General features: G+C 48.8%; 15 protein-coding genes and 1 pseudogene. 14 read left to right on the top strand and 2 right to left on the bottom strand.

Annotated features, from left to right (window positions below; translation table 11 throughout):
- Positions 1–8: 8 nt before the first annotated feature.
- The 8 genes from M3194_RS21095 (at position 9) to M3194_RS21060 (ending at position 15495) form a co-directional block, all read left to right on the top strand.
- Entirely contained in the window at positions 9–1226 is a 1218-nt protein-coding gene (locus tag M3194_RS21095; protein ID WP_311291548.1) for an SGNH/GDSL hydrolase family protein, read from the top strand.
- A gap of 234 nt (positions 1227–1460) precedes the next feature.
- A complete protein-coding gene (locus M3194_RS21090; RefSeq protein WP_251656058.1) occupies positions 1461–3257 on the top strand; it encodes a cache domain-containing sensor histidine kinase in 1797 nt (598 codons plus the stop codon).
- 16 nt (positions 3258–3273) lie between these two features.
- Positions 3274–4884: a response regulator gene (locus M3194_RS21085; RefSeq protein ID WP_251656057.1), complete on the top strand. Its 1611-nt coding sequence runs from the start codon at positions 3274–3276 to the stop codon at positions 4882–4884.
- A 207-nt stretch (positions 4885–5091) separates the two neighbouring features.
- A complete protein-coding gene (locus M3194_RS21080) occupies positions 5092–6459 on the top strand; it encodes an ABC transporter substrate-binding protein (protein ID WP_251656056.1) in 1368 nt (455 codons plus the stop codon).
- Between the two features lie 78 nt (positions 6460–6537).
- Positions 6538–7422, top strand: coding sequence for a carbohydrate ABC transporter permease (locus M3194_RS21075; protein ID WP_251656055.1), 885 nt, complete (start codon positions 6538–6540; stop codon positions 7420–7422).
- Between the two features lie 91 nt (positions 7423–7513).
- Positions 7514–8251 carry a carbohydrate ABC transporter permease gene (locus tag M3194_RS21070; RefSeq protein WP_251656054.1) on the top strand — a complete coding sequence of 246 codons (738 nt, stop codon included), beginning with the start codon at positions 7514–7516 and terminating at the stop codon, positions 8249–8251.
- Positions 8252–8391: 140 nt separating this feature from the next.
- Positions 8392–13626, top strand: coding sequence for a cohesin domain-containing protein (locus M3194_RS21065; RefSeq protein ID WP_251656053.1), 5235 nt, complete (start codon positions 8392–8394; stop codon positions 13624–13626).
- A gap of 96 nt (positions 13627–13722) precedes the next feature.
- Positions 13723–15495: an S-layer homology domain-containing protein gene (locus M3194_RS21060; protein WP_251656052.1), complete on the top strand. Its 1773-nt coding sequence runs from the start codon at positions 13723–13725 to the stop codon at positions 15493–15495.
- 349 nt (positions 15496–15844) lie between these two features.
- On the opposite strand, the gene M3194_RS21055 is transcribed toward M3194_RS21060, so the two are convergent.
- Entirely contained in the window at positions 15845–16051 is a 207-nt protein-coding gene (locus M3194_RS21055; RefSeq protein ID WP_251656051.1) for a winged helix-turn-helix domain-containing protein, read from the bottom strand.
- Between the two features lie 400 nt (positions 16052–16451).
- Between M3194_RS21055 and M3194_RS21050 the strand changes: the two genes are divergently transcribed.
- Positions 16452–17093, top strand: coding sequence for a response regulator (locus M3194_RS21050; RefSeq protein ID WP_251656050.1), 642 nt, complete (start codon positions 16452–16454; stop codon positions 17091–17093).
- Between the two features lie 243 nt (positions 17094–17336).
- Here M3194_RS21050 and M3194_RS21045 read toward each other — a convergent pair whose 3' ends face one another.
- Positions 17337–17534 (bottom strand): winged helix-turn-helix transcriptional regulator, encoded by a 198-nt coding sequence (locus tag M3194_RS21045; protein WP_251656049.1) that lies wholly within the window; start codon positions 17532–17534, stop codon positions 17337–17339.
- Positions 17535–17571: 37 nt separating this feature from the next.
- On the opposite strand from M3194_RS21045, the pseudogene M3194_RS21040 reads away from it, so the two are divergent.
- The 5 genes and pseudogenes from M3194_RS21040 to M3194_RS21020 form a co-directional block, all read left to right on the top strand.
- Positions 17572–17823 (top strand): annotated as a pseudogene (locus M3194_RS21040) (nitroreductase family protein); the annotation flags it as partial.
- Positions 17824–18022: 199 nt separating this feature from the next.
- Positions 18023–18514: a MarR family winged helix-turn-helix transcriptional regulator gene (locus M3194_RS21035; protein WP_251656048.1), complete on the top strand. Its 492-nt coding sequence runs from the start codon at positions 18023–18025 to the stop codon at positions 18512–18514.
- 39 nt (positions 18515–18553) lie between these two features.
- Positions 18554–19603: an LLM class flavin-dependent oxidoreductase gene (locus tag M3194_RS21030; protein ID WP_251656047.1), complete on the top strand. Its 1050-nt coding sequence runs from the start codon at positions 18554–18556 to the stop codon at positions 19601–19603.
- Positions 19604–19653: 50 nt separating this feature from the next.
- Positions 19654–20007, top strand: coding sequence for a DoxX family protein (locus M3194_RS21025; protein WP_251656046.1), 354 nt, complete (start codon positions 19654–19656; stop codon positions 20005–20007).
- Positions 20008–20700: 693 nt separating this feature from the next.
- Positions 20701–22002, top strand: coding sequence for an acetamidase/formamidase family protein (locus M3194_RS21020; protein ID WP_251656045.1), 1302 nt, complete (start codon positions 20701–20703; stop codon positions 22000–22002).
- The last annotated feature ends 128 nt before the right edge of the window (positions 22003–22130 follow it).

Below are 22130 nucleotides of genomic sequence, written 5' to 3'. Positions count from 1 at the left end.
GAATAAGCATGAAGGAGAAAATAAAGGCGACCGTTGGGACCGTTGATTATTACTCGGAGAATTATAGAGAGATGATTGCTAGGTCGCTGCTAGACAAAGGCAACAATAAAAGACTCAAAGCAGCTATTGCCAAAGCCAAGAAAGGCGACGATGTTACGCTTGCCTTCATCGGCGGCTCCATCACGCATGGGGCGGGAGCGGATCCCCTTCACACGGGCTGTTACGCTTACCGCACGTATGAAGCCTTCAAAGAAAGATTCGGAATAAACGGCGGCGATCATATCCGCTTCATCAAGGCGGGAGTTGGAGGCACGCCTTCCGAGCTGGGGATGATTCGATATGACCGAGATGTTTGCCGAGACGGCGCGGCTCAGCCGGATATTGTAGTCATCGAGTTCGCTGTCAACGACGCCGATGATGAGACGAAAGGCGTTTGTTACGAGAGCCTCGTATTGAAAGCTCTTGCCTCGGGCAGCGAACCGGCCGTTGTTCTGCTGTTCAGCGTGTTTGAGAACGATTGGAATTTGCAGGACCGTCTTTCTCTTGTCGGCAAGCATTACGGGCTGCCTATGGTCAGCGTGAAGGATGCGGTGACAGAACAGTTTTACAAGTCTCCGGAAGAAGGCCAAGTCATTGCCAAAGAGTCATTTTTCAGCGATATTTATCATCCGACCAATGCGGGGCACACCATCATGGCCGATTGTTTAAGCTGGCTTTTCTCGGAAACCGACCGCGACGAAATAAAGCAAGTGGATATAAACCTTAATAAGCCTCCCGTGTTCGGCAATGATTTCGTTAATGTTCGACTGCTGGACCGGAATCATAATCGGGAGCTGGCCGGGATCACGGAAGGGAGCTTTCATGAGGCCGATACTGATCTGCAGTTCGCGGAAGTGGATGACCATCCATATGGCACGCCACAGTTTCCTTTCAATTGGATGCGTACACCGGAAAGCGGCAGCGAGAGCTTCATGATGAAGATTCATAGCAAAAGCCTGCTCCTTATCTATAAAAATTCCGGAGGCGATGATTTCGGAAACGCGGAGGTCTGGGTTGACGGAAAGCTTGCGAGATTGGCGGAAGCTCACGCCGTCCGGTGGACGCGCTGCCATGCCGTTATTTTGTACCGGGAGCTTGAGGCAAGAGAGCATGCGGTGGAAATCAAAATGGCGGCAGGACAGGAGAACAAGCGGTTTACGATACTGGGCTTCGGTTTTGTTCAGTAACAGGTGCATGGTATTGAATAGTATTCGAAGGACGGCGGCGGAATACATTCCTGCGCTGTCCTTTTTTACCTAAATAAATCGTGACTTGCAAATATTTCATGCTATTCTTAATAGTACATCCCCACACAAATATCTACTTGTTATGCGTTATTTCTACGCACTCCACAACTTTTTACATCATGCTTGTTTCACAATCATTCTTGTCTTATTAAAGAGAAAGGAAGTAATCGCGAGATGAAGGGTTTCTCGAAGTATATAGGCGGGATTTCCATTAAAAATAAAATATTCATATCGAATATTTTAATCATTGTCGTATTTATTTCCACCCAATCGATCTTTGCCAACACGATTTCGCAGAAGGCCATTATTGAGAAAGCAACAAATAACTCGTCCCGGGAGCTTGTGCTCATCAAAAACAATCTTCAAACCTTGCTATCCTCCATTGAAGACTATTCCAAAATTCTGGCCAGCGATTACCGATTGCAGAACGCCCTCTATTACGATTACTTAATAAATAACGAACCCTATGCAGTCAAGCCGGTTGAAGGCTTAAATCACCTTTCGATGAATAAAACCTTATCGGAGACGATCAGCAACATTGTGGAGCCCAACACCAAAATCAAAGCGGTCAGCATCCTTACCTCCAATCAACATTGGGTGGATGTTGGATTTGCGGACAACGCCTACGCTTCACGTGTATTCGGTTACGGTTACGGGGCAGATGACCGGACTTATTTGCCCATTTGGACAGGCTTGATCAAGTTCAGATTCTTATACGAAGGGGAAGACAACGTATTTGCGGTTTCCAAAACGGTTATTCACAAGGATACCGGGAAAACGATCGGCCGAATTTTTTTGTACGTGAAAGAAACGACCATCGCTTCCATTTACGAGGAAGGGAAAAATAAGGGCGGTGAATTTTATATCATCGATTCTGACGGGAGAGTTATTTCCGCGCAGAATAAAGCGATGTTATACCGGAATTTCAAGGAAGCCGCCTCCATAAGCATCCCCGAAGACGGTAAAGACGCAAGCTTCACGCAAGGCAGCGGAAGTCAGGAAATGCTGATACTCACCCACCGCTTCGAACCGCTCAATTGGACGATTGTAAGCGCTATCCCCATGGGTGAAATTACTTCGGAGCGAAAGGAAATCAATCAATTGATAATCGGGATCGGCGCAGCGTGCTTGCTGCTGGCATTAATGGTCTCCTTCCTATTGTCGCGATCGATTACCCGCCCCATCTTCCGGCTTGCCAAGACAATGAGAGAAATCCGGACCGGGAAGATGCAAGTCAGAAGCTCGTACCAATCAACGGACGAGATCGGATATTTAAGCGAGGGCTTCAATAATTTAATGGATCGCATTGAAGGGCTTATTGCCGAGAACGTCGAGAAACAAAGGACAAAGGCCGAGATCGAGTTTAAATTGCTGCAATCGCAAGTGAAACCTCACTTTTTGTACAATACGGTGGAAACGATTATTTCGCTCATTAAGCTGGGGTTGGGAAAGCAGGCCATAACGGCGGCCCAATACATGGCTAATTTCTATAAGATCTCGTTAAGCAAAGGCAGCGATATTATATCCATCGGCGAAGAGATGCGTTTAACGGAAAGCTATTTGGAAATTCAGCAGCTGCGTTACGTGGAATACATGGCTTATACGATGGAAATCGACGATGAAATATTGAATTATTCCATACCGAAGCTGACCCTGCAGCCCATCGTGGAGAATGCCATCTATCACGGGTTGAAGCTCAAAACGGAAAAAGGCATCATTCGCATTACCGGAAGGCGTAGCGGCAACACGGTGGAAATCGAAATTTACGATAACGGGGCTGGCATGCAGAAGAATCAAACCCAGGCGATCATGGCAGGATCCGGCGCTCCCGATGAAGCCGGCGGTTTCGGGATCAGAAGCGTATCCAATCGGATCCGAATGCTGTACGGAGACAGATACGGACTGCAAGTTGAAAGCGAATACGGCGTTTACACGAAAATTATCATCATTCTGCCTCTTCGTCATCAATAGAACTGGAGGAAAGAACATGTACAAAGTGCTTATCGTCGATGACGAATATTACTTCAGGCAAGCCTTGAAGATTTCGCTGCCATGGAGTGAGCTGGGCTTTCAAATCGCGGGGGAAGCCAAAAACGGGGCGGAAGCGCTGGAGCTGATGCCCGAGGTGGAGCCGGATGTCGTATTGGTCGATATGAATATGCCGATCATGGACGGTTTGGAATTTATACATAAGGCCAAGGAAATTGGCGGGAAAACAAAATTCCTAGTGTTATCGGGACACAGCGAATTCGCGTATGCCAGACAGGCCGTGCAGCTTGGCGTCTTTAATTACGTGCTGAAACCCATTAACGAAGAAGAGCTCCAAGGCTCCTTGCTGGCTATGAAGGAGCTGATACGAACGGAGCGCAGGGGCGAGCTTGAGTTGGACGATTTAAGAAAGCAGGCAAGCGAAGGCTTGTCCGTCAGGAAGGAGCAGGTTCTGAACGGCTGGCTGCGCGGCAGCGGCCAAGATACCTCTGAATCTGAACGGGATCAACTAAGAGAAATGGGAATAAAGCTGGAAGGCATGCATTATCGGGCGGTTGTCGTTGATCTGGATCCAAGCGAGGATCGGAATTACGAGGACAGTAGTATGCCGATACGCCAAGCCAAGATGCAAGAGATTGCTCAACGCCATATGCAAAGCTGGTTTCCGTGCGCTTGCTGTCACGATCAAGACGCGCGTCTAGTTCTGATCATCGGATCGCCTGAAGGAGATTTCAACGGCCTCGAAACGATCTGCGAACGGATTCGATTAAACATACAGAACGACTTGGCGAGTACGGTAACGATTGGTTTAGGGAATGGCCGCGAATCGTTCAGGTCTATCTCGGCGTCATACAAAGAAGCGTTAATTGCCTTGAAGAATCGGTTTGTATGGGGCGGCAACAAGGTGTTCGTACATTCCTTGCTGGCGGAAACCGAGATAAAAGCCGGATTGTTCTCGGTGGAAAAAAGAAGCGGCTTGCTGATGTTCATGAGAGTCGGAAATTTGTCCGAGACGGAAGAGTGGCTCTCTCGTTTTTTTCAAGATGCCCGCGTTCAAAAGGCTTCCATGGAAATGCTGCTTCTCGCGGGAATCGAAATCGTATCCACCTGCCTTGAATTTTTGGCCGAAGGATCGCAAAGCTTCGAGGATGTCTTCCGAGATACGACGCAGCCCGATATGATCCAGCACGTTCAGCGGATGAAAACCATCAGCGAGCTGGAGGACTGGATACGTACTACGATTCTGAGAGCCATGGATCATGTGCATAGCCGCAAAACCAATAGAGCCGTCAAAGTCATAGAGGAGGTTAAAACGTACATTTCGAGGCACTACGGCAATGAGGAATTGCGAATCGAAGATATCGCGAGAAGCGTTCATATGAATTACAATCATCTTTGCTTCGTGTTCAAAAAGGAAACGACCTCTACGATCAACGACTACCTGACGGAAGTACGGATCATGAAAGCAAAAGAGCTGTTTGATCAAGGAGAGAAGGTTATCCAAAGCGTAGCGAACAAGGTGGGATACGCGGACGCCAACTATTTCAGCAAATGCTTCAAAAAGCAGATGGGAATCACGCCTAGCAAATACGTGAATCAAATCCGATAGTCTATACTTCCGTGCAGGCGTTCGAGGAAAGTGAAAACTTTACCTCTATCGTCTATTTTTTTGCCGATAATTTTACTGCCGGCCCGAGAATACTCTCTGTACGAAATGTAGAAAGATTCGTAAAATTAGCTCAAGGTTAAGGTTGGTACCGCTTACAACGGCAAGAATTAACCGATATCCGTTTCGACAAATAGGGGAGGTAAAACAATGGTAACGAAGACAAAGGCAGCGGCCATGATCCTTATGGCAAGTACACTACTGGTTTCATCGGCATGCGGCAGCGGGAACAACACAAATGCCAGCAAGCCGTCCAACAATCCGTCGCCCTCGGCAGCAAGCACGGAAGATAATAAGGAGACTGCGGCGCCGGACGGCAAAAAAATCAAAATGAGAGTCATAACGATTACGACGGACGAGAACCGCAATAACATCATGGAAAAATTCATCAAGCCTAACATTGCCGCAGCGCTTCCCAATCTTGAAGTGGAGTTTGAACCAGGCGGCGGCGGCGAGGATATGGCAAACAAATTGAAGACTTTGAATTCATCCGGGGATATGCCCGACGTATTCTGGAGCGATGCGGGCTACTTTACCCCGCTGAAGAACACGGGCAGCATTCTGGATCTGACGCCTTATATTTCCAAAGACGGCTTTATAGACAAATATGCGGTGCCGGATGCGCTAAAGCATGTCGATAACGGAATTTACAGCTTATCCTCCGGAGCCGACACGTATTTCACCCCCGTTATCTTCTACCATAAAGACATGTTTGAGGAAGCGGGAGTTAAAGTGCCTACCACCTTTGATGAGCTGATTCAAATCTCGAAGACGCTTAAGAGCAAGGGCATGGTTCCGGCCGTGACTCCAGGCAAGGACGGATGGGGGCCGAAGCTCTTCATGCTGCAGCAAATGATTCAAATCGGGGACCCGCAGGCGATGGCGGACCTCGTCAGCAACAAAACGGACTTTGCCAATCCATCCGTCAAGGAAGGAGCGGCCCGCATAGAGACGATGGTCAAGGAAGGCGTGTTTCCAGACGGCATTGCCAACTTGGATTACGGTCCGGCGATGGAGATGTTTACGTCCAAAAAGGCGGCAATGCTAATGATGTTTACATGGGAGCTGCCGAATCTGGCAAAAGACGAAACGGTTGATTTCTTCCCGTTCCCAAGCGCGAGCGACAAGTATGATCCTGCGCAGACCGTACAGTTCTGGGGTTCACCGGTTAACGGCTATGCGGTAAACGGCAAAACCGAGCACCCGGAAGAAGCCGTCAAGCTTGCCGAATTCCTGGCCATGGCGGATGCGCTATACTTTGAAACTACGGGAGCGCCAATATCCTTGCAGACCGGCAATCAAGCAAATAACAGAAGCCCGCTCATGCAGAAGTTCGTGGATTGGTATAATCCGATTCCTAATAAAATCGCGTCCTTTGCTCTTAATTCGATAGATGCGAGAACCTCTGCCGAAGTGTCTACGCAAGGAGCGAACCTATTGACGGGCGAATACGCTGCCGAAGATTTCAATGCCGCGATGAACAAGATTTGGGCCGAGAATACGTGGTTTAAAGAGTAAAAAAAGAGGCGATAACGCTAAATCCCCTTCGGCTGAACCCGGGGGGATTTAGACACAAAATAAACGGTGGAGAGAGCGATGAACAAGTACTTTAGCACCAAAATTTCCATATTTGTGTTTGCTGCCCCGGCCTTGCTGCTATTTACCGTATTCTGCGTATACCCCTTGCTGCCGGAGATCTGGATGAGCTTGCATAAGCATGACGGGTTTCAAAATTTGGGTTTTGTCGGATTGGATAATTACATGGACGTGATGGCTTCGCCGTCGTTTTGGACCGCACATAAAAATACGTATCTTATTGTAGCCATCTCCTTATTGCTTGGGCTGCCTCTATCCATGATGCTATCGCTTTTTATGGATGCCCAAACCCCAAGGTTTCGTCGATTCTTCAAGACGGCGGCGATGTTCCCCGCGATCTTGTCGGTCACGGTGGTTGCCCAGATCTGGCTGGCATTCTACGAACCGAATTGGGGATTGTTTAACAGCATACTCGATTCGCTTGGTCTGAGCTCCTGGACGCATTCGTGGTTGACGGAAAAGAAAACGGTCATGCCCAGCATCGGGCTGACATTTCTGTGGCAATATATTGGTCTCAACGCGATGCTGTTTTATACGGGAATCAAGACCATTCCCAAAAGCTACTATGAAGCGGCCTTGATCGACGGCGCCAACTTTGTGCAGGTTAGCTTGCGAATTACGATCCCCTTGCTGCAGAATGTCATCAAATACGTACTTATTCTGTCTACGTTAGGCTCGATGGCTTTCTATTCGCATGTGCGAGTCATGACGGCGGGAGGCCCGGGCGACACATCGAGGACGGTCATCTACCAGATGTATTATACGGCATTCGATACTTCCGAGTTCGGCAAAGGCACCGCAATCGCCGTTATCTTTATTCTGGAATGCCTATTGATCTCCTTTGTCATCCAAAGGTACGTAGCCAGGGAAAAACTAGAGTTTTAAGCGAGGGGGGAGTCTTCTGAAAGTATTAAGTCGGGTGTTTTGGGTAGCCGTCGGGTGCACGTTTTTGTTTCCCTTGTACTGGATGGTAACGATGTCGGTAAAGTCCAAAAGCGAAGCTTACGAGAATCCTTTTGGCATACCGTCTTCCTTGGATTGGCTGAACTTCAGCGAAGCGTTGTCCAAATATCATTTTTATACGTATTTCGAGAACAGCTTGATCTATACGGCAGGCACCATTGTCTTAACGTTGGCAGCGGGAAGCATGCTTGCTTATTGTCTCAGCCGCATGGAGTGGAAATTCAATTCCGCGATGCTGTTCTATGTATCGATGGGTTTAATCGTCCCGATCGAGGTCGTCGTTATTCCGTTATTCCAGCTGGTTAAAGCTCTGCATATCAAGAATAGCTATTTAGGTCTTATCTTGCCGTATTCCGGCTTTGCCATCGCTTCCTGCGTGCTGATGCTGTATGCCTTTCTCCGTTCGTTGCCCAAGGAGCTCGAGGAAGCGGCATGCATAGACGGAGCGAATGTCTATCAAACGTATATAAGAATCATATTCCCAATCGTGATGCCGGCGCTGGTGACGCAATGCGTCCTTATCTTCATTCGGATATGGAACGAATTCCCGCTAGCTTTTATTATTGCATCCAAGGACCAGTTCCGACCGCTTACCGTGGGATTGCTAGGTTTCTTTGTCAACGTGGGAGTGACGGATTGGGGGTTGATCGGCGCGAGCATGCTGCTGTCGAGCCTGCCTATGATCATCGTATATTTGGTAGGCAACGAGAAGATCGAAAATGCTTTGACTGCGGGGGCTATTTTGAAGTAAACACGAAGAAAGAGGAGGGGTCATGGTTCAATAAACGAAATGCATTTATTTATTGATAAATAAAAAGTGGAAGCATGTACTCTACCGCTCAGGCTTATGCAGTTATGTGTAGTTTATTTTACTTACATCCAAGGAGGTTTATGGAAGTGAGAAAAAGAGCATTCATTTGGCTTATGACTTTCGTAATGGTATTTTCCATGCTGCCACTTTCAAATTCGGTAGTCTCGGCTGACAGTACGCCAAGTACGACGATCTATGTGGCCGCTAGCGGCAATGATAACACGGGTGACGGAACAAAAGAAAAGCCGTACAAAACGGTTGCCAAGGCAAAAGAAGTCGTAAGGACGCTGCCTAAGACCGGCGGCGATATCGTCGTTCAAATTGCGGATGGATTTTATTCGCTTGATGAAACCTTGACTTTTAGCAAGGAGGATTCCGGAAGCGCAAGCAGCACGGTTCGTTATGAAGCGGCACCGGGTGCGAAGCCGGTAATCAGCGGTGGCGAAATGCTGGAAAAAGGCGTATGGACAGAAGCGGTTGGCCTTACCCAGACGGGTGGCTTAAAGGCGTATAAAACGACTCTTAACCGGAACGAAAAGCTGCGAGCGATCTATGTAAACGATAAGCGCGCCAACATGACGCTTAGCCCGCAAATCGTTTCGGCTAACAGAACCGTTACCGGAACCCCCACGGTCAGCTTTACTTCGGCAGATAACCCTTGGGCGTGGCAGAACGGCAGCAATATCCGGGCGGGTATCGTATTTGATGCCAGCGTAGGTCTGACGACGGAAACGAAAAACCCCCAAAACATCGAAGCCGAAAGCATGGGCGGCTCCACCGCCAGATGGGCGAGACCCTTCGTCACCTTCGCGTCGATCGAACAGGCGCCGGCAGCGAGCAACAAACCAGGCGGCATCATGCTCCGGTTCCAGATGCCGTATGGGGCGATATCGCAGTCTTTGAGTAATAACACGCAATACAATCCAGGCAACAATCAAGTTATCCGCAATGCTTTCGAGTTCTTCAACAAACGCGGAGATTTCTATTTCGACCAGGCGGAAAGCACGCTCTATTACATCCCGCTTGTTGGCGAGGACATCAATACCGCCGACGTCGTCATTCCAAAGCTTGAGACGGTTCTCGACATAAGAGGAATTCCGGTAGGAGACCGGTTGAATCCTATTGAGGGCTCGGATGACGGACGCGTCGAGAACGTAACCTTTAACGGGCTGACTTTTGCCCATACGGACTACAAACTGTTTGAATTGACGGGCACCTATACCCTTAGCGACGGAACCGGTCCGGTAACGACCAGCTCCCGCGGCTACGCATCCGTACAAGGCTCAATCGTGAACAAAGTTTACTTCCCGAGCAGCATCAACTGGCATGAGACATTCTACCGAGGATACGACATACCGCCTGCGGTCGTTATGATCAACGCGGCGAGGAACATTAAGGTACTGAACGGCGAGATCGGGCTTGCCGGCTTTAACGGCATTCACGTGGAAAACGATGTCAAGGATATCGAAGTTACGGGCAACTATATCGTGGATACGCTCGCTTCCGGCATCGTAATCGGACATCCCCAGCATATCTATGAGAACGATGAGCCGATTAAGCAGGAATCCAGCGTTTCGGTCTCTGGCACGCCGATAAGGAACTGGGCCGGCGTTAATAAGGAAAAGTTTGCGGCGGGTACGGAAGCCGTACCGGAGAATATTTACATCACCAATAACTTTTTGTACAGAACGTGCTACGGATTCCCTGGCGCCAACGCGCTAGCCTCTTTCTACACAACGAACATGCAGGTCCTGCACAACTACATTTATGACACCACTTACGGCGCCATGAGCATCGGCTGGGGCTGGGACGAGTATGACGGGTTCGGCTTTACGGCCCAAGGTACGAACAAGACCGGCGGCCCTTACCATGGTACGCACGAAACGAGCATCGCAAGGTCTCCAGTCATTTCAACAACCTCGAGAAATAACAAAATAAACTATAACCGGATAGAGGAAATTTGCACGGTAGTAAACGACTCCGGAGCCATTTACTCGCTGGGACGCCAAGGCGATCCGGGCAATTTGCCGGGCGGAGGAACGTGGGACACCGTCAACAATTTGACTAACGACCCCGTCACCGACAAGAATAGCAACTGGAATCCCGACAACTGGACGAATTTCACCGAGATGAACTACAACTTCCTTAACCCGAATCCAACGGATAAACCTACAACCTCCAACAACTGGACAAACGGATTCCATCCCGACGAAGGCAGCACGTTCATCAAAATGCTTGGCAACGTCGTGCAGTCTAAGCTCTCCCATGCCGCAGGACAAAGCCGTCTTTTTGAATTTAACAACTGGAAGCGCAAGAGTGATATGATTGCCGCCCAAGGCTACGTGGACGGGAATAACAACCAGAATGGCGCTCCTAGGATTATTAACGACAATTACAAAAGCGAAGCCCGCATTTGGCCGGTTAAGGGCAACGAAATCGTTCTGAATTCGGGCCTTACGAACGAATACGCCCATATGATCCCAAGAAGCCTCATTTCCGATACCGAGTTTGAGCTGGCTTCCAACGTCATCATGGGTAAAGGCGAAAAGCTGAACCGCAGAGGTCTGCTAAATGCCGAGGACACGGTCTGGCTCGCGCCTGCGAACACAACGGTCTTCAACGAAGGCAATAAGATGACTAAAGCTGCCGGCAACGAAAAGTCAATCAAAGCTCCGTCTGCCGCGGGTGAATACAAACTCTATATCCAATACGGAGACGGCAGAAATACGGCCACTTCCAAGTATACGGTATACGTCGATCAGAACGCGTCGGCGATCAATGTGACGGATGGGGAAAATTACGAAGTTTCAGCGGTAAGGCCTCTTGAACTGACTTTGAGCAAAGACTACACCTATACGCTGAGCGGCAATCCCGTTATGAGCGGGTACAAAATCGCCACCGAAGGAAGCTGGACCTTGATCGCCAGCACGCCGACGGAGCCGAATTCCATCATCGTCAACTTTACCACGACCGTATCGGTGGCCAACAGGCTGCTCCCGGCGGATGTATCGGTAGCTCCTGGCGGGCAAGTGAGATTTGCTCTCGATTTGGATGACTCGACTAAAAAGATATGGATATCCTCGTCGAGCGGCGGACATTTCGACGGAGGTGACGATGAAACCGTAGCTTCCGGCGACATGCTCGGTATGACAGCGCCAATGCTGCCTGGTCCGTACATTATTTACGTACTGGCGGCAGACGGCGAAGTATTGAGTCAGTCGCACGCTCGCGTTGTGGTGAGCGACAAGACGCCTGCCGATATTCCTAGAAACGGTCTTGATTTATGGCTAAAAGCCGATGAAGGCGTGGAAAAAGATAGCAGCGGCAACGTAACCGGATGGACCAATATGGGAAGCGTCCCGGCAAAGCTTGTCCCGGCGAACGTTCCCGGCAGCGGCGGCGATAATCTTGGAACACCAACCGGCAACCCTGCTTTAAAGAAGGATGTATACGACTATGTGGAATTCGCCGCGAACTCAAGACCGCTGAAAGCTGCGGGCTTTAAAGATTATAACGGCAGCACGCAGATGACGATATACACGCTTGTTAGACCAACAACCACTGCCAACAACTCCAGCGACCAAAATGGCCTTGTCTATTTCGGATTAAACGAGGCTTACCAAACATGGGCTGCCAACGACGGCTGGAGCGGCATTAATCTCGGCGTGGGAACAAACCGAGTTAACATCCGTTTTGGTAACGCGGATGGAAGCGTATCGGGCGGCGGGCAGCAAATTGCGACAACGGCAACGGACGGCCTGGTCAGCGTTCGTGCTCAGCTAGACGGAACCAACAGAGCCGTTTACGTAGATAACAACGTCATCGGTACCCCTGGGACCAATGCCAAGGCGCTTACAGGGAACAAATCTGATCTTGGCGTAGGCTACTCGATGGCGGCCGCAACTCCTTACCGCTTCATGGGCAGAGTCGCACAGATTCTGATCTACGACAGGGTGCTGACAGCTGACGAAATTTCGAAAGTAGAAGCTTACTTTAACGAAGTCAAAGCCGGTCGCGGCGGTTCCGCGAACCCTATTACCCCGGTAGCGGTCGACAAAACGCTGCTGACCTCCTTCATAGGGACTGTCAACAACCTGGACGATACGATTTATACACTCGATTCATGGAACACTTTTGCAAGCGCTTTAAGCGAGGCTCAAGCTGCCGTTGCGAATAGCGGAATCGGGCAGGAAGCAGCGGACAATTCCTATTACGCGCTGCGCAGCGCCTTCAAAGCGCTTCAACTGGCCGAGGAGCTGGAGATTTCCGGCGAAGCCGGCGCGACCTCCATTGCGACGAAAGACGGCACGCTGCAAATGCTCGCAAGAGTGCCCGTCGTTTGGTCGGTAACCGCAGAGGACGGTTCGGAGACCACTGCGGCGATCATCAGCGAGACGGGATTGCTGTCGGCCAAAAAGAACGGCGTCGTGAAAGTAACGGCGAAAGCCGTCGGCTCCAGCTTGAGCGGCAGCGCGCTGATTACAATCAGCGGTCAAGAAGGCGCGCTGCTGAGCGGACCGGCTTCCGTTGTATCCGGGGAAGCATTCAAATTAAACTTTGGCTTGAACAACTTGACGTCGGACGTTTATGCAATCGATCTGACCGTTCGTTACGACCCTGCGAAGGTGGAATACGTGTCGGGGATCTCTCTGGTAGACGGGTTCTCGATCGTGCTTGACCAGGCAGGCACTTCGGGCGGCGAAGCCAACATCCGATTCCTTGCGGCAGGCGCGGGCCAGGCCATTTCCAATACCGATAAACTGCTCGAGCTGAGCTTCAAGGCCAAAACCGCCGATGCGACTGTTGAGCTTAACGCCATCACGGTCGAAAACGTAATCATCTCGGACGGCGTCACAGAAACGCCGGTAAGCTCGACCAGCCATAATGTCACGATCGAGGTTACCGACAAGACGGCTCTGAGAGCGGCCATTGCCACGGCCGACAGCCGTTTGACCGCTGCGATAGAAGGTTCGTTCCTTGGACAATATGCGTCCGGATCGAAAGCATTGCTGCAAACGAAGCTTGCTGCAGCCAACGCCTCACTAGCCGATCCAACCCTGTCCCAGGCAGGAATTGAAGAAGCGGTAACGCAGTTAACGGCTGCAATATCCGAATTCGACGGATCGTTAAAAACGCTGTCCGGAGCAAGCGCGTTGACCATCGGAGATTTGGCGGTCATCGGAAGATATTACGGGCAGAGCAACGCGGACGTCAACTGGCCGCTGTACAAGGCGCTCGGCATTACAACGCCGCGTCCGATCGGGGTGCAGGATCTGGCGGCGGTCGCTTACCGCATCATGGGAAATCCGCAGTAAACGAATCTGGTCCATCATTTAACGATAGGCAAATTAGTTCGGGAGGAGGCGCTTATGCGCCTTCCTCCCCTATCCATTTGGAAAGGATGTTGGCGAATGATACATACAAAAAGGAGATCTGCGCTGAGAAAGATCCAATTCGTCTGCTTAAGTCTACTGCTAACCAGCTCGATTCTATTAGGCGGGTTTTCCTTTGCGGCTGATGTCGCTTACGCCGCTCCGTCGTACACGCTTTCCGTTTCGAACAATGAGCCGGTCACCGGCCGTGAAGTGAGAGTTCAAGTGATCGGCCAGGAGCTGTCCGATGTGTACGCGACGGAGCTTCAAGCAACGTTCGACACCGATCATTTGCGATTCAAAAGCGCATCCAGCGACCGATTCGACTATGCCGTTGCGCCTGCCGTAAAAGGCAGCCAAATTGTATTGGCGTTTACGAAAGTCGGACCGATATCCGGAGAGTCCGGAACGGTCGTGCTGGCTGAAATGGTATTTGAGGCAACGGCATTGGGAAGCGGAACGGTCGAGCTGAAAAAAGTAAAAACCGTGGACAGCGCAATGAACGTCGCCGATCACGACGCGAACGCGATTGCGAGCTTGAAGGTGGTTGCTGCGCCGAACGATCCGGGCCCGGGCACCAATCCGGGAAGCAATGGAGGCTCCGGAGGTGATACGCCTGCCGTCATTACCGAAGAAGGCGGCAAAATCGTGATCAAGCCGACGCCAAAAGTCGACGGCTCAACGGGCCGGGTCGCATGGAAAATCGACGAATCGACCTGGTTGAAGGCTGTCGCCAAGGCGACGGCAGCGGGCGGGGGACTCAAAAAGATTCAATTGGCATTAACCGCGGTGCCAGACAGCACCTCTCACGCGTTGGAACTGCCTGCTGTGGCATTTAGTGCTTCCGCCGAGGTCGTGCAAATCGAAATTTCCACGCCGCTCAGCACGGTAACGGTGCCAAGCAACATGTTCTTGGGCGGCAAGCTGTCTTCGGGCGATATCGAATTTCTCATCCAGGAAGCCAACATCGGAGGGTTGGACGAAAAACTGCGCGCCAAAATCGGCGATCGTCCCGTTATCGATTTGAGCGTTCGCAGCGGCGGACAGGAGATTTCATGGAGCAATCCGAACGCGCCGGCAACGATCAGCATCCCTTATAGTCCGACAGCGGAGGAAAAGGCAAATCCCGAGCATATTACGGTCTGGTCTATTGACGGGCAAGGAAACGCGATCGCGGTACCAAGCGGCCGATACGATGCGGCGACAGGGTCTGTGTTGCTCCAGGCCACGCATTTCGGCAAATTTGCCGTCGTATTTGTGCAAAAGACGTTCGATGACCTGGGCAAATTCGCTTGGGCCAATTCGGCCATTGAGGTGATGGCTTCCAAAGGGATCGTAAGCGGCGTTTCCGCGACCGAATATCGGCCGGGGGCTTCCGTGAGCCGTGCGGATTTTGCGTTGCTGCTCGTCAGAACGATGGGCCTGCAGGGGGCGAAGGGCGAGGCGTTTTCGGATGTGTCGGATAACGCCTATTATGCCGAAGCGGTAGCTGTTTTGCGCGGCATGGGCATCGCCACCGGCACTGGCGACAATCTGTTCCGTCCAAACGATGCCATTTCGAGGCAGGATATGATGGTACTGATCGCCAAAGCGCTCTCATATGTGAAGAAAGCCGTACCTGCGCCTGCGGAACCTTTAAGCGGCTTCACGGATGCCGGCAGCATCGCCGGTTATGCCAAGGACAGCGTTGCCGGACTGATTCATGCGGGTTTGGTAACCGGCGCGAATCAGAGCATTAATCCAAATGCTTGGACGACGCGGGCGGAAACGGCCGTGTTGATGCATCGCTTGTACAATTATTTTTATAAGTAAGCACGGTGTTTACCGACTTCGTAACGCTATAAAATGAACGGTAACGATTGTTAAGTAGGACGCTTCTGGTCTAATACCAGAAGCGTCCTATTCATTTTATCTCATCTATTGAATGTTTGACGGTCAATAAAATTCTACTCTTGTTGCATCCGTCTATTTGCTTCGACTAATTTGTCTTGCATTTCATTATCCTCTCGTACAAGCTTAGCGCCATTTAACATGACGTAAGCGCCACCGCATAGAAATAGTCCTCCTAAAATAAACCAATACAGCATTTCGATTGCCCCTATCGCTAGTTGGTATTATACGGGGTCACGCAGAATATATCCGATACCCCATATGGTTTGAATCATGTTGCGTGAAACTGCTCCTCCTTCCACACCACATGAAATAACTGCTCCTTCATTAATACAACATTGGGATTACTAGCCATGTATGAGAGCAATTCATATTCCTTCAGCGAGAAATGAACAGGTTTACGGTCCGCAAGAATTCTATGCGCGGATGGTTCAATAATCAGATGAGAAAGCTTAATTAATTTCCTGTCTCTGGTCATTAAATCGTTAGTTCTCCTAGCCTTGTAGCGTCTTATGATTGCTTGGATGCGTAGTTATCACGAGCAACAATGAGAATTTATGTTTCGGATTTTAACAAATAGTTAATCACTTCCTTGTCCTTGCGTACCTGCATAATCATTATGCGAAACAAATCAAAAAACAAGAATAACTCAATAGGGCTATATAAATGGAGGGATGTTACAGACCTTTGAACAATAGAAGCACTCACCGTAAACTGGAACTGAACAATTCATAAGATTCAAATTATGTTCAAATTATCGGACCTGCTTTAGCTCTATCGAGTCATGTGAAGCTCTTCAAAGTCGGGCACAATGATAGTTATATAAGTTGTAATGAGTAGAGTTGATTGATTAGAAGAGTGGAGGTTCATCAAGAACAATGACGCAGCCAATACGTGTATTAATAGTAGATGATCACAGTCATGCACGTGAGGGAATGAAGGTCATTTTAAGTTCAAATCCCATCTTTGAGTTAGTTGGGGAGGCGGAGAACGGCGTGGAAGCTATTCAACTCACAGACATATGGATGCCGGATTTAATTCTAATGGATATTAACATGAAAGGTATGGATGGGTTAGATGCTACGAAGGCCATTAAGTCTCGTTTTCCCTACGTTAAGATTGTTATGGTTACGGTATCAGATGATATCACGCATTTATTCGAAGCCTTAAAAAAAGGGGCGCAGGGCTATTTGCTCAAAAATTTATATCCCGGAGCTTGGCATGAGTATTTAATAGCAGTCATTTTTGACGAAGCACCGTTATCCAAAGAACTAGCGCTGCGTATTCTGCAAGAATTCGCCCACAAGGATACTCCCAGAGTATTCAGCGATCCATTAACGCCAAGAGAACAAGAAATATTACGCTGGGTTGCCCGTGGAGCTTCCAATCGTGAGATCGCAGATAATTTGAGCATTTCCGAACATACCGTTAAGAATCACTTGAAAAATATATTACAAAAGCTGCATATGGATAACCGCGTTCAATTAGCAAGGTATGCGTATGAACAGGGGTATAAATAAAAGGGGATATGAATGATTATGAAGAGGACTCGAGCCATTGTGCTAATGGCTATTGACGACTATTACGTATCCTTAGTAAAGGTGAAGGCGGGATGCCTTCCTTTGAAAAACGATTAAGTGAGGAACAATTAGATGCGCTAGCTGTTTGGTTAGCATCTAAAAAATAATAGTAGTTATTATTTCAAACAGGCAACCGCCAAAATGGTTGCCTGTTTGAAGTTTCCCAAGGCATTCTTGATTTGGTTATTTTGCTGAGGAGGCTGACGCCGATTGGTTTTGGTGCTTTTTGTATTCCTCTCCCCACAACATGACGGAGTCTAGAATGGGTTTGAGCTGCAAGCCGATATCGCTCAATGCATATTCAACCTTTGGCGGTATTTGGGAATAGACGGTTCGCTCTACAATGCCGTAATCCTCCAGTATTCGCAGCTGTTTGGTCAATGTAGCATGTGTAATGTCTGGAAATAAGCGTTGAATTTCATTGCAAGCCTATATTGCATTAGGCAATATGATGACAGCTGCAGCGTTAATCGGCATTGATTCATGCCCAATTGAGGGATTTGATTATGTGGAAGTTGATCGCAAGCTGGCAGATGAAGACCTGCTGGAGAACGGAAACTTTCAAAGTGCTGTTATGATGGCCTTAGGCTACCGGCAAGAAGAACAGATTCAGATGACGAACAAGAATAATGAGCTCATTTTAGTTAGATGCCTAAGATTCAGCAGTTGAATGATTCCAGAATGACAGAAACAGCTCATGGATATCAGCAACCGTTATTTAATAGATAGAGGTTAAAATGTAGAAGAGAGCCGGCGAAATTTTTCGCCGGCTCATTTTATAGGTTGACATATTAATATCCTATAATTAGAATAACTAGTACTAGGATATTATTTTTAAATAGATAAAGTAGATAGGAGGTTGAGGGTTGTTGACAGATCGTGATGCCGATGGAATGGAGCTTGATTTAAAGCTGATACGAGTACTAAGAAACATGGTGAAAGAATTATATACGAGCTTGGAGCAGGACATTGACACCTACGGCCTCAGTATAGAAACCTTTCAAATTTTGGAGCTTCTCTATCATAAAGGGCCACAGCCTATTCAGAAAATTAGCGACACTTTCTCAATACCAAGCGGAAGTATCACCTACGTTGTAGATAAGCTTGAGAAGAAGGGGCTCGTGGAACGGCTTCCTATCCCAGGTGACCGTCGAAAAACTAATGTTACGTTAACGAGTGAGGGGAGGAGCTATTTTGATAACATCTTCCCCAACCATGCTCGATTGATCTCTGACAATTTATCCTTTGCTACGGGAGAAGAGAAGCTCGAGCTTATACGCGTGTTGAAGAAAATTGGTTATGGAATTAAAAATCGTGAAGGTCCTGCAACTACTGAGGAATCCGATCCTAAAAGAAAATAATTTCTACTAGATAATGTTACTAACAAGGAGGACTTAATCATGGAAATAGGTGTTGATACTTTTGTCGAAACGACTCCGGATGCTCACACGGGAGAAGTGATCAGTCATGCTGAGCGATTGCGTCAGGTTGTAGAGGAAATTGTTCTTGCGGATCAGGTAGGGCTAGATATATTTGGGGTCGGAGAGCATCATCGCAAGGAATTTGGGGATTCTGCTACCGCCGTCATTTTAGCGGCAGCGGCGCCAATGACTAAAAGGATCCGTTTGACGAGCTCGGTAACCGTACTTTCTGCTGCAGATCCTGTCCGCTTATTCCAGCAATTTGCCACGCTTGATGGTTTATCGAACGGACGAGCTGAGATTATCGCGGGTCGAGGCTCTATGGTTGATGCGTTCCCGCTGTTTGGTTATGATTTAAAAGATTATGACCAGCTTTATGAAGAGAAATTAGAGCTCTTGTTAAAGTTGAGGGAATCAGAGAAAGTGACTTGGAAAGGAGGGTTCCGACCAGCCTTTACGAACCTCGGCGTATACCCTCGTCCTGTGCAAAGCCGTTTGCCCGTATGGATTGGCAGCGGAGGAAGTCCGGAGTCGGTTATCCGGGCCGGTGAACTTGGATTGCCGCTTGTCCTGGCGATTATTGGCGGGAGCCCATTGCGATTCGCACCGCTCGTACCACTTTATAAAAAGGCTGCGGCACTTGCGGGACATGATGTATCAAAATTAAAAATAGCCGTGCATTCACTTGGCTATGTTGGCGAAAGCAATTCGCTTGCGGTCGAGAAGTATTTTCCGTCTACCCAAGCCTCGTTTAATTATTTTGCGAGAGAGCGCGGTTGGGGCCAATATACCCGTTCACAATTCGATGACAGCCGCACCTTGGAGGGCGCATTGTATGTCGGAGACTCCGAAACGGTAGCCAATAAAATTATTTTCATGAGCAAGCACTTAGGATTTACGCGATTCTTCCTGCATTTGCCCGTTGGTACGATGCCGCATGAGGATGTATTGAAGGCGATAGAGCTGTTAGGCAAGGAAGTAGCTCCGCGAGTTCGCGAAGAGGTCGCCAAATGGGACGGCAATAAGTAAGAACAAGAGTAATTAATATATTTACGGAGAGAAACAAGGGAGAGAAAGTCATGCAAATTTCGTCCATTATTCTTCAGGCTATTTTAGGTTTAGGCTTCCTTATGTTCGGGTTTATGAAATTTCGGTCACAACAAATGGTTGAAGGTTTCCAGCATTATGGATATCCCGGCTGGTTTAGAATTCTGACAGGAATTATAGAAGTCATTTCCGCGATATTGGTTATTGCGGGCATTTGGAATGAAACATTAGCCGCCTGGGGCAGTTTAATTATTATTGTTACGATGCTTGGGGCCATCTTCACGCATCTGAGAATTAATGACAGTATGAAGCAGATGACGATGCCTATCTTATTATTCCTTATCGGCGTGGCTGTATTTCTGATTAATATCGATTATTTAATCTAACAAACAAGAGCTGCATGATTTGTAAAAATTTATAAATATAAACGTAAATGACAAAATTATATTCGGGAGCTGCCTCATGGCAACTCCCTTTTTATTTTCGAAACTTTCAATTAGTTGCCCAGATGCTAATCTACCGTGTAGTTCCGGTTTCCGTGAGATTGACCTGAACGTTCATACCGACCTTCATTAGGGGATATTTGCGCATCCAGTCTTCTTCATTCCAATTTTGTTGTGTTCGAATTGTTTTTTTAGAATGCGGAGATATTCATCTGTATAATTTCCTTAAATTCTCTTATTTTACAGTTAAACGAAAATCAGAGGATTCCCTAAATTCCTCCCCCTGTTTAGGGATTGCATTCATGCGAAATACTTCCTTTAACTTCAACTTTTTGTACCCAAATCAAAATAGCAGGTAATAATTACAGGTTATATTGTTCTGTTTTTCCTCAGCATTTATGCAGAAATTTTCGCATCATTGCGGCGTAAACGTCAGATGCTCGGGAATAGCTTACTCGTGAAAGGAATAGTAATAAGTAGATTTGCAGTAAACGCAGGTCTCCAATAAATGTGTCTTGTATCCCGTCGCCGGTCCGATTAAAATGAGCTCACGGAGGAAAGATGAAAGCGCAACCATTTCTTCCGTCATCAATAGGCTAAACCAATCTTTTAATAGATAGGGGAGACATAAAGCCAATGAAGAAAGCCGTAGACACTTTGTTCGTGAATACCTACACAGATGGCGTATTGGATCCGGCAAAACCGATGTTAGGTCCCGTGAGAGACGGCGGATACATCGTTGCCAATACGGCGCCAGGATGCTGGGGGCCGATGATTACGCCCGGACTTAAAGGCGGTCATGAGGTAACGACCCCGATATTCGTGGAAGGCGCGGAAGTGGGCGACGCAATCGTCATCAAAATTAAATCGATCCAAGTCACCTCGATCGCCACAGCTTCGGGGAACGACAAGCCGATTGAAGGCCGCTTCCTTGGGGATCCATTCGTAGCGGGAAAATGTCCTTCCTGCGGCACTTTGAATCCCGACAGCGTCATAGAAGGCATTGGACAAGAAGCGGTCCGATGCGCATTCTGCGGCGCCGATATTACGCCTTTCCACTTCACGAATGCCTATACGATGACTTTCGACGATCAAGGGCAGGTTGGCGTCACGGTCCCTAAGGAAGCCGCCGAGAAAATCGCCCGGGGCGGGCATCATTATATGCAAATACCTGAAGGATCCATCCAGAACCCGATCGTCACGTTTGCGCCGCATGATCTAGTCGGCGTTGTCTCGCGTATGCGGCCATTTATCGGCCAATTGGGTACTACGCCATCCAAAGCGATACCGGACTCGCACAATGCCGGCGATTTCGGCTCATTTCTGATCGGGGCACCACACGCGTATGCGGTAACCCAGGAAGAGCTGGACGAGCACCGCACGGATGGTCACCTGGATAACAGCCGCGTTCGCGCTGGCGCTACATTGATATGCCCGGTCAAGGTACCCGGCGGCGGCGTTTACTTAGGCGACGTTCATGCGATGCAGGGTGACGGTGAAATTGCCGGCCATACGGCAGACGTCTCCGCAATCGTACATCTTCAGGTCAAGGTGCTGAAGAACGCTCAGCTCGAGGGGCCAATTCTGCTGCCGAACGAAGAGGATCTGCCGTACACGGCCAAGCCTCTTTCCACCTCCGAGAAGCGTTCGGCTGCTGTGCTTGCTGCCCAGTGGGGCATGAAGGAAGTTGAAGCCTCCTTACCGCTGTCAGTCGTGGGCTCGGGTCCGAATTTGAATGCGGCAACCGATAACGGTCTATCCCGCGCTGCCAAGCTGTTCAACGTAACGGTGCCTGAAATCATGAACCGTGCCACGATTGCCGGCTCGATTGAGATCGCCCGCCATCCGGGCGTCGTCACCGTAACCTTCCAAGCGCCGCGGCATTATCTGGAACAGGCGAAGCTTGCTGAGATCGTGGAGGAGCAATACGGAGAGTAAAAGTGTCTTAGAATAGTATTTTCAGGCTTGAAAACTACCAGATGCCGGCTCTAAAAGGCATCTGGTTTTTTGTCGTTCGGGAATAAGTTGAAAGGAATCATATATAAAAGCCCTCTAAAATGGCAATG

The organism is Paenibacillus glycanilyticus (assembly GCF_023715145.1).
Lineage (GTDB): Bacteria > Bacillota > Bacilli > Paenibacillales > Paenibacillaceae > Pristimantibacillus > Pristimantibacillus glycanilyticus_A.
This window is presented reverse-complemented; position numbering and strand designations above follow the sequence as displayed.